The sequence below is a fragment of the Cyclobacterium sp. 1_MG-2023 genome (assembly GCF_030546805.1).
In the GTDB taxonomy this organism is placed as follows: domain Bacteria; phylum Bacteroidota; class Bacteroidia; order Cytophagales; family Cyclobacteriaceae; genus Cyclobacterium.
In genome coordinates this window covers 130966-146225 of the sequence record NZ_JAUOPC010000008.1, presented here as the reverse complement: position 1 = coordinate 146225, position 15260 = coordinate 130966, and the positions used below count along the sequence as shown (strand labels likewise).

Sequence of the window (15260 nt, the reverse complement as noted above, 5' to 3'; positions counted from 1 at the left end):
CTTCCAAAGATAACTTTTCTAACTAAGAATTTATATTTAGAAGTGCATAGATGCGCTTAGGCCGTATAAAATACCAGGGTTTGGCTATAAGGTCAACTGAAAGAATTGTTACGCTAACCGTTTGTAAATAATTATAAACGTGTAATAAAAAGGATAGCGAATTCAAATAACCCTCAATGCCCTGTTTTTCAAACGATTCCCATCTAAATTATTGTAGGCATTTTTTTATTAGTTTATAAGATGGGGTTATTTTTTGATGCAATGATCATTTGGTTTTTCGATAACGTTATCGCGATTAAATTTTACTGTTTTAATTAATTTAAAAGGTTAATGGGGTAAATTTAACTTAAGAATTGCCCTATAATAGGCTTCGGTTCAAGGGGATCATATTAAGTAAATACCTAATTTACTCCCTATTCCTCAGTCCGAAATAAATAAAAATGGCCTGTTGGAGCAGAATCCTGGGTATAATGTGGCCCCTTAAATTGCTTTTTCGATGAAAAAAGTGATGTATGTATTTTATTTTAGGGTACGTACATCATTTTTTTATATATTGAGTGTTAAATATTTTGTTCTATGAAAAATAAGCGAAGAGATTTTCTAAAATTATCCGGTATTTCGGGTCTTGGTGTGGCGGGCTCGGCCTTATTTCCGGGATCAAGCTTTGGCGCCGATGAAAGCAAAGGCTACGAACAAATTAAAAAACTGGCGCATAAAAAGCACAAACAAGTTTTCAATATGTCCGGTTATGCCGCTCCAAAAATTGAAACCGTAAGGATAGGTGTAATTGGATTGGGAAGCAGGGGATCTGCAGCTGTTAGGAGATTGAGCAAAATTGATGGTGTGGACATCAAGGCCTTGTGTGACCTAAGGCCTAAGCAAGCGGAGCAGGCCAAGGAAAAGCTTTCTGAAACCTCCCACAATCCGGAATTGTATTCCGGAGATGCAGAAATATGGCAAAAATTAGTCGAGCGAAAAGATCTGGACTTGATTTATATTACCACCCCCTGGGAATTGCATACCCCCATAGCACTTTATGCCATGGAAACCGACAAACATGCGGCAGTGGAAGTTCCGGCAGCAATCACCATGGAGGAGTGTTGGGCCTTGGTGGAAACTTCTGAGCGAACAAGAAAGCACTGCATGATGCTAGAAAATACCTGTTATGATTTCTTCGAATTAATGACCCTAAATATGGTCCGCCAAGGGTTTTTTGGAGACATTGTGCATGCAGAAGGGGCCTATATACATGATTTTATCCCCAGTATATTCAGCAAGAAAAAATGGAATATGTGGCGTTACAGGCATAATGCCAGTAGAAATGGGAATCTTTACCCCACCCATGGGCTAGGCCCCATATGCCAAGCCATGAATGTCAATAGAGGAGATAGGCTTGATTATTTGGTTTCTGTATCCAGCAAAGATTTTGTCTTGGGCGAAATGACCGCAAAATTGGCAGAAGAAGACGATACCTACAAGGAGTTTGTAGGGAAGCCTTTCCGAGGAAACATGAATGTGACCACCATAAAAACAAAAAATGGAAGTACCATAATGCTTCAGCACGATGTTTCTTCACCTAGGGTATATTCCAGGATTCACTTGGTAAGTGGCACCAAGGGAGTGGCCATGAAGTACCCCTTGCCGGGAAGAATAGCCACCAGCCATGAGGGATGGCTTTCGGAAGAAGAAATGAAAGTGCTTGAAGAAAAATACCAACCTGAAATTGTCAAAAGAATTGGTGAAATGGCCAAGGAGGTTGGAGGCCATGGGGGAATGGACTTTTTGATGGACTGGCGACTAATTGACTGCTTAAGAAATGGTTTACCACTAGAACAGGATGTTTATGACGCAGCGCTATGGAGTTCGATTTTCCCATTAAGTGAGTGGTCTGTAGCCAACCGATCTTCCGCCATAGATGTACCTGATTTCACCGGTGGTTCCTGGCAAAACAATGCACCTGTAGACATTAATTTAACCCATGGTGGCAACACCGGTATCAAACTTTAATCCGGCTAATCACATTTAATACTTTCCATTTATGAAAAAGATCCTTCTCTTAAGTCTGTTTGTGATTGCCCGGTCATTTCTTGCCAGTTCTGCAGAGCTAAAGCATGAAATGGGTTTTTCCATTGTTCCGCCGGATAGTTTGCCCCAAGTCTTGGCTCCCCACAGTGCCGATATCCTAAATAGCACAATGAAGCAAAAAGCCCAAATAAAATTTGCAGGCCATTTGTTGCCGGAGAGCCTGCCAGATTGGGAAAAGAGGAAAGAAGAAATAAGAGAGGAGATTTTAGCCAATAGTGGATTGAAAGTGGATCATGAGCTGGATTTGGACATGAAAGAAACTGCTACCATTCAAATGGATGGCTATGCGATCAAAAATATTTATTTTCAAACCCAGCCCGGTGTTTATGCCACAGCCAATCTTTTTATTCCTGATGGAGAAGGGCCTTTTCCTGCTGTGGTCAATATGCATGGCCATTGGAAGGAAGCAAAAGGTGCGGAGAACATCCAATCAGTAGCCCATAGTCTGGCAAAAAATGGATATGTATGTTTGAGTATGGATGCCTTTGGAGCGGGAGAAAGGGGTACAACGCATATGGATTTTGAATACCATGGATCCAATTTGGGCGCCTCCCTGATGAACATAGGAGAAACGCTTCTTGGGGTCCAGGTTATAGACAATATGCGAGCGGTGGACCTTTTAAGTTCATTGCCTTATGTGGATGCAGAGAATATTGGTGCCACAGGAGCGAGCGGGGGAGGTAATCAGACCATGTGGTTTGCGGCCATGGATGAAAGGGTTAAAGCAGCAATGCCCGTGGTGAGCGTCGGCACCTTTGAATCTGCAGTAATGGGATCCAACTGCGTATGTGAACTGCTTCCCGGTGGGCTATCTTTTACCGAGACTTCAGGGGTATTGGCACTTTATGCACCTAGGGCTTTGAAAATGTGCAACCACAATAAAGACAGCAATGTTACTTTTTATCCCTCAGAAATGCTTCGTAGCTATCACAATGCCAAACCGATTTTTGAGCAGTATGAGGTTGAAGAGAAGATCGCCTATGAATTGTTTGATTTAGAACATGGCTATTGGCCTGAAGACAGAGAGGCCATGTTGGGTTGGTTTGACTTACACCTCAAGGGAATAGGGGATGGAAGTGCCCGAGAAGAAATCCCTTTTAAAGTGCTTCCTTTTGAAGAATTAATGGTTTTCCCTAAAGGGCAGCGAGACCCCAAGGTAGTAGGGGTGGCGGAATATGCCAGGGAAAAAGGCCAACAATTGAGAAAAAATTACTTAGAAAAAACCTCCTTGGATAAGGAACAAGTGGTTGAAGATTTAGCAAGCCTCTTGAAAATACAAGCTTCTCCATTGGTTAAAAATGTTCATCGATTTTCGCCTGATGGGACTTGGCAAAGACTAGCTTTGGAAAGTTCTGAAAATTTATTGACTCCATTATTGATCAAGAAGCCCAGCCATTCAGGACTTGGCTATGTTTTACTAGCAACAGCCGCCGGCAAACAACAAATACCCCAAGCACGAGTAGATGTCTGGGCACAAAAAGGATACGGAATAGTCATTGCCGAATTGAGCGGTACAGGTGAAGCGGCCTCAGCTGAGGATCAAAAGGTAAATTATTTAACTCCTTTCCATACCTTGGCTAGGGCAAGACTTTGGCTCGGAGAAACCATGATTGGCCAATGGGTAGGTGAATTGGCTATGGTTTCCGAATTTATAAAAGCAGAATATGCTGCGGAGAATTTGATCTTCGATGGGGAAAAAGAAGCCGGTTTAGCCGGCCTGTTTTTCGCCGCACTAGAGGAAGATGTTTACGACTCTCTTACTTTAAGAAGTGCCCCAATAAGTTATCTTTTCGATAATCGTGAAGGTGTTGATTATTTTTCCTTGGCCATACACGTACCAAAATTCCTCCAATGGGGAGATGTTTCCTTAGCTGCCGGCTTGACAGAATTACCCATTACTTTTGCCCAGCCAGTGAGCATGTCCGGGGAGTCCATTTTGTCCAATAAGGAGAAAGAATGGCAAACTGAGTTTGCGGCCGCAAGAAGCTTATTGAAAACAAATGGAAGCGTAAAATTCGAATTTTAATACCCACCAATAAATATAGAAGCATAAAACCAATAGATTATGAAAACAATAAACAGAAGGAAATTCATCCAAAATACAGGTTTGCTTACTGCCTCGGGCTTGTTGGCTCCTTCATTTGGTTATGGGCATAAAAAACAAAAAAGCCGCGTAGTGCTGGTAGGAACAGGTGGTAGAGGAATAGGAATGTGGGGAGCGCCTGTACAAGAAGAATACAATGATATACTTGAGTTTGTCGGCCTTTGTGATATCAATCCGGGAAGAGTAGCTTATGCAAAAAAGAAAATGAAAGTCGATTGTCCTGTTTATACGGATTTTGACAAGATGATGAAAGAGACCAAACCCGATACCTTGATTGTAACCACAACGGATGCCACACATCATGAATACATCGTCAAAGGGTTGGAAGCAGGCTTGAGGGTGATTTCAGAAAAGCCAATGACTACCGATGAGTTCAAATGTCAAGAGATTTTTGATGCTGAAAAAAGAACAGGCAATAAGGTGATCGTTACTTTTAATATGCGGTATTCCTCTTATGTGCAACAAATCTGGGAGCTGCTTAGGAATGGCGAAGTGGGAGACATTAAATCCGTAGACCTCAACTGGTATTTGGATACCAGTCATGGAGCAAGTTATTTCAGGCGTTGGCATGGGGAGAAGGAGCATGGAGGGACTTTACTTGTACATAAAGCAACCCATCATTATGATGTGTTGAATTATTGGATGGATTCAGAACCTGAGGAAGTTTTTGCTTACGGTTCATTGGATTATTACGGGCAGAAAAACAGCAAGTTCAATAGTACCAACTGTAGGCCCTGTCCTCATAAATCCAAGTGCAACTTTTATTGGGACATTACCGAGAGCCAAAGTTCAATGGATTTATACGTGGCCAATGAGAAACATGATGGCTATCTCCGGGATGGATGTATCTATAGGAAAGAAATTGATATCTATGATACCATGGCTGTTCAATACAAATATGCCAATGGTGTAAAAGTAAATTATTCGCTGACTGCCTGTTCTCCTTATGAGGGCTATAGACTTGCCGTTAATGGGACAAAGGGCAGATTGGATGCCTGGATAAAATCTTCTATGCCGACCGGGGTGCCACCTTACCAAGAAATTACGATTAGAAATCTTTTCGGGAATGTAAAAAATATCAAGGTGATGCCGGAGTCTGGTGGTCATGGGGGCTCAGATCCTAGGTTAAAGGATAAGATATTCAGGTATCCTGATGCGCCGGATCTTTACAAGCAATCTGCCGGTTCCAGAGATGGTGCCATGTCTGCATTGATTGGTATCGCAGCGAGGAATAGCATTGAAACCGGAAAAATTGTGCGGATTGAAGACCTTACTTCTTTGGTTCCGGTAGCAAAGAAATCATAAAAGAGTCCCTATGGAAATTCCTTAGAAGGGTTTCTCAGCATTATGGAAAGTATAGCATTAACTGTATTTGTATGGATCATCAGAGAAGGAAGTTTTTAAAAGTTTCCGGGTTGGCAGTGTCTGGTTTGGGAGTAATGGAAAGTTTTGCAGCAGGCCAATCCGGCGAGCAGGCGGCAGGTCCTCTTCATGAGGATCCTACTCGCTTTCAAATCACCAAGGGGATGGAAGAGGCCTATCAGGTAGCACTCAATGTACTAAAACCAAGCAAAAGTCAATTGGAACATGGGCTTGAACTGCATCGGGACGCTGTTGTGGTGGATTGTTATGGTTTTATGCCTCGTGCGGCAGTGGACGGAGACAGGATGAAGAAAGCTGTGGAGGAAAATGCTTCTCCATTGGAGCTTCAGGACATGGGAGAAGACATGAGCATGACTCGGTTTGTGGAAATTCAACGGGAAACGGAAGAGTTTATCAATGCTTGGAAAGCTTCCGGAGTCACTTGCGTGATTCAAAACGCCGGAGAGGAAGGAAGTGCCATAGAAAAACTGCTCAAACGTTTGTCTCGTTTTACTTACGCCACAGATTGGATGAAGGATATTTTAATAAAAGCGGTGACCCCTGAAGATATCTTGCTGGCCAAAGAACAAAATAAACACTCACTTTATTTTACCGGAAACGGTGTGCCCCTTCCTCAGGATTGGGGTTCTGTGGAAGAGGAGCTTCGCTATATCAGGGTGTTTTTTCAATTGGGAATTCGGATGATGCACCTCACCTATAACAGGAGGAACATGATAGGCGATGGTTGTGGAGAGCCAAATGATGCCGGGTTGAGTGACTTTGGAAGGGCAGTGGTTAAAGAAATGAATAGGGTTGGTGTCATTGTAGATATTTCGCATTCCGGATGGCAAACCAGCTTGGATGCGGCCAAATTTTCGGACAAACCAATGGTGGCCAGCCACAGCACAGTTAATTCATTGTATCCACATTTTCGTGCCAAGCCGGACAATGTAATCAAGGCCATAGCAGATACTGATGGGTATATGGGTATTTGTTGTATTCCTTGGTATCTGGGAGGTTCAGGAGATATCGCCTCCCTGATGCAACACATAGATTATATGGTCAAGAAGTTTGGGCCTGACCGAGTGGCCATAGGTACGGATGTCGCCCATAATTCCCAGTATGCTTCAGAGGAAAATAAGAAAATACCTGCTTATCGAAAACCTAGAAACCGATGGGAAGCTTTATGGCCTGATCCCGAAAAGGAGTTTACTACCAGCAAAGAAATGACCCAAAGTCTGGCTTGGACAAATTGGCCTTTATTTACTGTAGGCATGGTTCAATTGGGCTATTCGGATGAGACCATCCGTAAAATATTAAGTGGAAATGTATTGCGTGTGGCTAGGGCTGCTTTAAAATAATATGAATTCTAAGATCGAGATTTTCCGGTCTTATTTGATGGTTTCCGGCCTCTGAATTGAAGGGTACGGTACCGAATAAATTTAGATGATTAACCTTAGCCTAGGCTGACCATATGTTAGTGTTTTTTTATTTACCTTAATTTAAATTATATGATAATATTTCAATCTGAGAATCCGAAAGCGCTTGGAAACTTAGCAGGAGAGGAAGCAGCTCCTCTGATCAGAGAAGCGATTGCAAAGAAAGGCAAAGCAAATTTAATATTAGCCACCGGTACCAGCCAATTTGAAACCATTTCCAGGCTTTTGGATGAAGAAATTGATTGGAGCAAAGTGACGGTTTTTCATTTGGATGAGTACATAGGAATTCCGATTAGCCATCCGGCAAGTTTTAGGAAATACCTGAAGGAAAGGTTTGTAGATAAGGTAGGAAACCTGGGAGCCATACACTATATCAATGGAGAAAATGACCCTGAAGAAGAATGCAAAAGGCTGGCGGCCTTAATCTCAGAGAAGGACATAGATGTAGCCTTTGTAGGCATAGGTGAAAATGGTCACTTGGCTTTTAATGATCCCCCAGCAGACTTCGATACCCAAATACCATACCTTGTGGTAGACCTGGATGAGCCATGCAGAAAACAACAAATGAATGAGGGATGGTTTGAAAAGATGGAGGATGTTCCGGCCCAAGCCATCAGCATGTCTATTCAACAGATCATGAAATCCAAACACATCATATGCTCAGTACCTGATGAGCGGAAAGCTAAAGCCGTTCAAGCTTGCCTGGAAGGTGAAGTGAGTAATTTAAACCCCTCAAGTATTTTGCAAGAGCATGCTTCCTGCAGCATTTTCTTGGATGATGCATCGGCCTCCTTATTATCCAAGCCAATACAGAAATAAACCACTAACCCTAAACCGTGTCCAAAGGTCGATTAAAGATCTTGGGATGCGGTTTTGTTTAGGTGTCTCTAGCATTTCTTTATCAAGCTATTTTTTCTTTTGATAATTAAGCCCTATCGTTTTAGCTTTTAGGTAAATTACCTTTTTAAATTTGGGGGGAGGACCGCATAGTGGATTCTCGAATAATTAATTTCCCAGGTAAAATAACCTCCTTGGGGGCTAAATTTTCCTTTTGAATATGTTTGAGGAGCAATTCACAAGCCATGCTTCCTATTTCAAAGGCAGATTCAGATACTGTGGTTAGAGTAGGGGTGATTAGGGTGCAGATGGGGTCATTGGTAAAGCCAACCACACCAAAGTCCTTTCCTATTTGAATGTTTTGCTTTTTAAGTTCAACCATGGCGCCTATGGCTTTCCGGTCATTTACCGCAAAAATGGCATCCGGCCTTTTGGACTTGGCCATGAGCTTTTGAAGGTCCTTAGCACCACATTCTTGTGAAAATCCGTTGTGAATAATCCATTTTTTTTTGACCGGTATGTTGTGGTGTTCTAGGGCATTTAGGTATCCATTGAGCCTGTTTTGGGTAAACATCTGGTCTTTTGGCCCGGTGATATGGGCTATTTTGCTAAACCCTTGAGAGATCAGATGAGATGTAGCCTCAAAAGCGCCATTATAATCGTCCTGTTTTACTTTGGAAGCATTAAGGCTGTTGGTCCGGTCAAAAAATACCACAGGTACCCCTTTGTCCATAATTTTATGAATAGGATCGTAATTACTAGCGCAGGTGGAGATAAGTATTCCATCAAGTCCGGATAGGATTAGGTTATTCATAATCTGGCATTCCCTTTCCTCGGAGTCATTGGTTAGGTAGAGGACAATATTGTAATTGTAATCATAAGCAATTTTTTGAATACCGGTAATGACTGTTGAAAAATAATAGTTGGTGATAAAGGGGATGATAACCCCTATATTGTTGGTTTTTCCCTGGGAGAGCCCTCTGGCATTGTAGTTTGGTTTATAATTAAGCTCCCTGGCTTTTTCAAGGACCAACTGTTTGGTTTCTAGGCTCACATCAAAAGCGTCCCGCAAGGCTCTGGATACTGTGGAAACTGAAATATTCAGTTCACGTGCAATGTCTTTTATGGTTATCGTCTGACGTAACATTTACTTTATATCAATATGTCCTATAATATGCTTTTTATTTTATAAAAATAAAATACCAAATGTATGGAATGGTAGAATTTAGTAAGGGTAATTCATTGATTTTGTAAAGATTTGATTTGAAAAATTAACGAAATAAGCCGTTGTTTTTGGCGGTGGAATTGTGATTTGGTCTCGCCATTCAACACCCGAATCAGCTATATTATACTTAGAAAAGGAAAAAATCAGGCGCAAAACTTTTATTTAACAGAATAACAACCTAAATTTTACTAAGCTTGAAGAATGGGATGATTTAAAGATAAAAAATCACCCTAACGATTGGGCGTTTAGTAAATCAATGCTTGAGATTTTTGGAGAATTAAGGATCCTCGGAAAATTACATAAGCATTAAACTATGTCTTTTCAAAAATTAAATAGGTTTTGAAGGATAGCCCTTAATCAAAGGGCAAAGATAAAATTGTCGGCTTACCTTCAGCCTATTTCTGGTTCAGTTTACAATGCCCAAGTCCTATTGATTTTAAACAACATTAAATTCGGAAAATGTATGTGCATTGACTGATAAGAAATATAGCAAACAGAAGCCTTGAAACAGGGAACAATCTTAATTCCTACGGTCATTGTTGAAGGTTTATTATAATTCTTGTCAATTTGGTATGTATCTGATACATTTTTTGAGCTAAACTATAAATGTTATCCTGCTGCTATCTGGTGGTAGGGTTATTATTCATATGGAGTTATCCGGTGGGGAAAATAGAGACTTTCAATTGACACTTACTCATGGAGAAAAGAACACAAAAGTAAAGGGTTCTTTTGCTAAAGATGCTGGGCAGTACAATGAAGATGCGGACCTTTGGGCTGAGTTTAAGGCAGGGAATGAAATGGCTTTTTCGGCTCTTTATGAACGCTATATTGTGGCATTGTTTAACTATGGAGAGATCATAACAGCCGACAAAGAATTGATTGAAGACAGCATTCATGATTTATTTGTGGAGCTTTGGAAAAATAGAAATTCTATTGCTCAAGTGGAATCCATTCGCTATTATTTATACAAAGCACTTAAGAGAAAAATAGTTAGAAACCTGGAAAAAAAGCGAAAATCCCCATTAAAAGAAAGTTTCAAAGACCATGATTTTGAAATCGTTTTACCTCATGATTTGGGAATTATTTCCGGGGAAATTACTGCCATACAGAAAGAAAATATTCTGAAAGCACTCAACCAGCTATCTAGGAAACAGAAAGAAGTTATCATATTACGATTTTATGATGGGCTTTCATTTGCTGAAATTTCGGGTTTACTCGGCATTAGCCAAAAGTCAACCTATACCTTGGTCTACAGGGCACTTGCCTCCATGAAAGGAAGTATGGATAATAAGCTCTTGTATTTGCTTGCTTTGAAGGTATATTGTGCAAGTGATTGCCTATAAATCGACCTACTTTTTCTTCCTCAATATTTTTTTTAAAATTTTATCAATTTTTTTGAGGTAATTTCCGGAATAGCCTCCCCTTATATATATACACCGGAAAATGAGAAGAATTTTCTTAGTCTTTTTTTTCCTTAAATCAATCTAGATGAAGTCAGATATTCATTCTGTTTATGACCTATTGGTAGACATTTCCTTTCTTGACTGGGTCAAAAACCCTACTGAAGAGACAAACAGTTATTGGGAGGAATGGCAAGGAAGTAGCCCTGAAAGGAAACTTATGCTGCGAGAAGCAAAGGTGATTGCCAATGGAATAGATTTCAAAAAAACTAGCCCAGAAAATATTCGCAAGGAATTGATTTTTAAAAGGATTCAGGATTCTATTCATGAGGATAAAGAAGAACCTGCTCCAGAAAATATTAAAATAAAGGCCAAGTCGGGCCAAATAATTGCTAAAAATGGCTGGCTGAAATGGGCTGCAGTATTCATCGGCCTATTGGTAATGAGTGGCATTTACTATTTTGCTTTAAACGAAAGATTGATCACACATACGACTGCTTATGGAGAAACCAAAAGCATTGTCCTTCCTGATGGGTCTGAGATTAAACTCAATGGAAATTCTTCACTGAGCTATTCCAATAGCTGGGAGATTGGTGAGGCAAGGGATGTGTGGTTAGAAGGGGAAGCCTACTTTACCGTAAAGCATTTAGGCGAGCAAGAGAAGTTTGTTGTCCATGCCACCACCGATTTTAATGTGGAAGTTTTGGGGACGGAATTTAACGTGCTTAACCGAAAAGGAAAAACCAAGGTGGTCTTGTCTTCCGGAAAGGTCATGCTTAACCTCCAAAAAGAAAGCAGTGAGGAACGTCTCCAGATGGCCCCCGGAGAAATGGCGGAATACATTCACAATGACAAGGTTTTAACAAAAAAGGAAGTAGATCCTAAGGTATATACCTCATGGAGGAACAACCGCTTGCTCTTTGAGGATACTTCTTTGAAAGAAATAAAAGCCATTCTTGAATCTACTTATGGCCTCAAGGTAATTGTAGCGGACAGCAATTTACTCGAAAAACGCTTGTATGGATCCGCGCCTAGCAATGATGTTACCTTATTGTTGGAAGGCCTAGAAAGGAGTCTGGGAAATGAGATATCGATAGAAGGAAAACTGGTCACAATCAAATAAAACAAATATAAAGGAATACCAAAGTCATTAGCTTAAGGAATCATTTGCTTGATTCTATACCATAGAATTTATCAAACCACTATATAGTACTACCGAATAATTTTTTCATCGGAGCTTAATAACAAGGATTTAAGCTTTCCGAAGAAATTGTAAAATTGCTTTAACCAAAATGATCATTTCCAGGGTGTTAATCTATTTAAAACCTGGGGCTGGTTAATAACTATAACTAACAACCTAACAATTTCGAATATGAGAAAACTTAACAAAATCAAATTTTCATTGCTCGTCTTTATGATCGGGATAATGAATATTCAAGCCCAGGAACTCGCACTGGGAGATGGAAAACGGGTAGCTCACGTTGAAAAGAAAGCTTCAACAAATAACTTAAAGGCTTTAATTAAAAAGCTGGAACCGATGTATGAGGTTTCTATTGTATGCAATAGCGATTTGATACATACCAAAATTGCTTATGAGGTTACTGATCAATCAAAATCAGTAGAAGAACATCTGTCTAAATTAACTGCAATTAGCAATCTGAGTTACCATAAACTGGATGACGGCTTCTACGTAATTGCCAACAATGAAGAAAAAGGAGCCATTAAAAATGATGCTTTACCCGTGAATTTGCCTAACAGCAATGCCAAACAATCTGCAAAAAAAGAAGCAGTGAGAATGGTAAAAGCTGAGGAGGAAAACATATCAGGTACCGTGTCTTCAGAAAATGGAGAAACCCTGCCAGGCGTTAACGTGCTGCTAAAAGGAACCAATATTGGGACCGTTACAGACATGGATGGTAAATATTCCATCACAGTTCCTAACAGTACCGGAACTTTGGTCTTCTCTTTCATTGGCTTTTCTTCTCAGGAAGTACCAATTTCCGGAAGAAGCGTTATAGATGTGACCATGGTGGATGAATCACAAGCTCTTGGCGAGGTAGTCGTAACTGCCTTTGGTTTGGAGAGGAAAAAGGAATCATTGGTTTATTCCGTAACAGAGGTAAGAGGAGAAGAATTTACCAAATCCAGAGAAACCAACTTGGCGAACTCCTTGACAGGAAAAATTGCCGGTGTAAATGCTACCAGTATGGCCAGTGGTCCGGGTAGTTCTAGTAGGGTTGTCATCCGTGGTAATGGCTCCTTAAATGGAAACAATCAGCCCCTATATGTTATCAATGGTATGCCTATTTCTAATAGCCCTTCCACTGTAAAAGATCAAGCCAATGGTGCGACCACTGATTTGGGAGATGGAATTTCTAGTATCAACCCGGATGATATCGAATCTATAAGTGTGCTTAAGGGTGGTGCTGCAGCGGCCTTATATGGAAGTCAGGCTGCCAATGGTGTAATCTTAATTACCACTAAAAAAGGTACCAGGCAAGCAAAAGGTATTGGTATAGAGCTTAATTCTAATTTTACCCTAGGAACAATTAATATTTTTCCGGAATACCAATACGAATATGGTCAAGGAAGTCTAGGTGTACGACCACAAAGTCAAGGTGAGGCGATCAGTACAGGTCGTTTGTCCTATGGAGAGCCTATGGATGGTCAGCCTTATGTGCAGTTTGATGGCGTTGAACGGCCTTACTCAGGAGTATCAATCAAAGACAACATCAAAGCATTTTATAGAAATAGCACCAATATTGTTAATACAGTATCTTTCTCAGGAGGAACGGAGTCAGTACTCTATAGGGTATCAGCATCAGATTTGCAGTCAGGAGCCATTGTGGATGGTTCTACCTATGACAGGCAAACTGCCAATGTAAACTTGAAAGCTTTCTTGAGTGATAAGTTGAGTTTTGATACACAGGTTCAATACAATTATGAAGTAGGTACAAACCGTCCTGGCGTAGGCTATGTGGGAACCAACTCTGCATGGGGCGTTTATTTATTGGCCAATACGGTAGATATTACTGATTTGGCTCCAGGTTATAATCCTGAAACCGGTCAGGAAGTAGAATGGCAACATGTAAACCAGGCAACAAACCCTTACTTTGCAAGGGATAGAATGGGCAACCAAGATGTGAAAGATAGAGTAATGGCTCAGGGAAGCTTAACTTATGATCTATTGCCTAACCTTTTTATCAAGGCGGATTTTATGCGTGATTTCAGTAGCTGGAGAGAGGAAGATTATTACCCTGTAGGTACTGCCTTCAGACCTTTGGGTACTTACCGTTCTACAGAAGAACTTCGTACAAGATCCAATGGACGACTGATTGCCAATTACAATACTACCTTTGGTAATGGTATTAATTTCGCCGCAATGGTTGGGGGCAATTTGGAAAGAGATATACTAGATGTATCCAACCTTGTAGGTTCAGAATATATCATCCCTGACTGGATCAGTCCTGTTAACTTAAATATCTTGGCTCCATCTAAAGGCTTTTATAGAACCGGTACAAATTCAGTTTTCAGTTCTATGGACTTTAACTATAAAGAAACCTATTACTTAAGTATTACAGGTAGGCAAGATCAGTTTTCTACCCTTAACCCCGGAAACAATAAAATCTTTTATCCATCTGTGGGTGGTAGTGTGATTTTATCCAATGCATTTGAGCTTCCGGATGTGATCAGCTTTGCGAAGTTAAGAGGTTCTTGGGCTCAAGTGGGTTCAGCCACAGTGGATGCTTATGCGATTAATCAATTGTATGGTTTTCGTCTTGGAGGTCACTTAGGGGTGCCGGTACAGACTTCAAGTTCTGCCATTTCAAATCCAGAATTGAGACCTTTGACTTCCACTACCTCTGAGATAGGTTTTGATGCTCAGTTTTTTGACAATAGGTTTGGAATAGATTTCACCCTTTACAGCAAAATCAACCAGGATGATATCGTTTCTACGGCAATAGCCCCTTCTTCAGGAGCGACCTCTACCTTACTGAATGTAGGAGAAATAAGTAATAAAGGGATAGAGTTGCTCTTAACCGGTAATCCCATAAGAACATCTGTATTCTCGTGGAATGTAAGTTATAATCTTGCTTACAATAAAAACAGGGTGCTTACTCTTGCTCCGGGACAGGCTACAGGAAACAGTAGTTTGTTGGGTAAAGATTCCAGTACTCGTTTTGGAAGAAGTTATGAGTACACAGAAGATGGTATTAGGGTTTACAATAGCTTGAGTGGTTATGCCATGCTTGGACCTACAATCCCATTAGGTATTGGTGTGCCTCCATACACCATGGGTTTTGAAAACACCTTTACTTACAAAAACTTCTCTTTAAATGCGCTTATCGATGCCAAATTTGGGAATAAATTCTTTTCCCAGGCCAAGCAATACATGTGGAGGTTTGGCTTGCTTAAGGAAACCTTACCCGGAAGAGACAATGGGTTGACAGTGGAAGGTGTTGATGAAAATGGAGATGCCTTTACCAAAACGTGGCCTGCCAGCTTTATGTCTACTTATTATAACAATGATGGACAGTATGCTACCAACTTTATGATCGATGGAAGTTTTGTGAAATTAAGAAGCGTGGTATTGAATTATAACATACCGGTAGAAAAATTACAATTTGTGAATTTGACTACCGCCCAAATATCATTGGTGGCGAGAAACCTTGCCATTCTTTACAGAAACTCAGATCATTTTGATCCTGAACAAGGGTCTGATCCTAACAGCAACTCCCAGAACTTTTCCGGAGTAATGCTTCCAAGGACTAGAGAGATAGGTTTTAATTTAAGGATTGCTTTTTAAT

At 40.6% G+C, this 15260-nt stretch carries 10 protein-coding genes; 9 read left to right on the top strand and 1 reads right to left on the bottom strand.

Annotation, left to right across the window (positions count from 1 at the left end; all coding sequences use genetic code 11):
- Positions 1-397: 397 nt before the first annotated feature.
- From Q4534_RS24125 to Q4534_RS14125, 6 genes are all read left to right on the top strand, one after another.
- Positions 398-484 (top strand): RagB/SusD family nutrient uptake outer membrane protein, encoded by an 87-nt coding sequence (locus tag Q4534_RS24125; RefSeq protein WP_368509158.1) that lies wholly within the window; start codon positions 398-400, stop codon positions 482-484.
- 92 nt (positions 485-576) lie between these two features.
- On the top strand, positions 577-2007 hold the full coding sequence (locus Q4534_RS14145) for a Gfo/Idh/MocA family protein (protein ID WP_303613802.1): 1431 nt from the start codon (positions 577-579) through the stop codon (positions 2005-2007).
- A gap of 31 nt (positions 2008-2038) precedes the next feature.
- Positions 2039-4111: a S9 family peptidase gene (locus Q4534_RS14140; protein ID WP_303613801.1), complete on the top strand. Its 2073-nt coding sequence runs from the start codon at positions 2039-2041 to the stop codon at positions 4109-4111.
- Between the two features lie 39 nt (positions 4112-4150).
- A complete protein-coding gene (locus Q4534_RS14135) occupies positions 4151-5494 on the top strand; it encodes a Gfo/Idh/MocA family protein (RefSeq protein WP_303613800.1) in 1344 nt (447 codons plus the stop codon).
- Positions 5495-5565: 71 nt separating this feature from the next.
- Complete coding sequence (locus Q4534_RS14130) at positions 5566-6912, top strand: dipeptidase (protein WP_303613799.1); 1347 nt, start codon at positions 5566-5568, stop codon at positions 6910-6912.
- Between the two features lie 150 nt (positions 6913-7062).
- Positions 7063-7809 (top strand): glucosamine-6-phosphate deaminase, encoded by a 747-nt coding sequence (locus Q4534_RS14125; RefSeq protein ID WP_303613798.1) that lies wholly within the window; start codon positions 7063-7065, stop codon positions 7807-7809.
- Between the two features lie 145 nt (positions 7810-7954).
- Here the strand turns inward: Q4534_RS14125 and Q4534_RS14120 are convergent, their stop codons facing one another.
- The gene (locus Q4534_RS14120) at positions 7955-8974 is read right to left on the bottom strand and encodes a LacI family DNA-binding transcriptional regulator (RefSeq protein WP_303613797.1); all 1020 of its coding nucleotides are present in this window, start codon (positions 8972-8974) and stop codon (positions 7955-7957) included.
- A gap of 725 nt (positions 8975-9699) precedes the next feature.
- Between Q4534_RS14120 and Q4534_RS14115 the strand changes: the two genes are divergently transcribed.
- The 3 genes from Q4534_RS14115 to Q4534_RS14105 all read left to right on the top strand — a co-directional run bounded on the left by Q4534_RS14115 (position 9700) and on the right by Q4534_RS14105 (position 15259).
- Complete coding sequence (locus Q4534_RS14115; RefSeq protein WP_303613796.1) at positions 9700-10395, top strand: RNA polymerase sigma factor; 696 nt, start codon at positions 9700-9702, stop codon at positions 10393-10395.
- A gap of 145 nt (positions 10396-10540) precedes the next feature.
- On the top strand, positions 10541-11575 hold the full coding sequence (locus tag Q4534_RS14110; protein WP_303613795.1) for a FecR family protein: 1035 nt from the start codon (positions 10541-10543) through the stop codon (positions 11573-11575).
- A gap of 249 nt (positions 11576-11824) precedes the next feature.
- Positions 11825-15259, top strand: coding sequence for a SusC/RagA family TonB-linked outer membrane protein (locus Q4534_RS14105; protein WP_303613794.1), 3435 nt, complete (start codon positions 11825-11827; stop codon positions 15257-15259).
- The last annotated feature ends 1 nt before the right edge of the window (position 15260 follow it).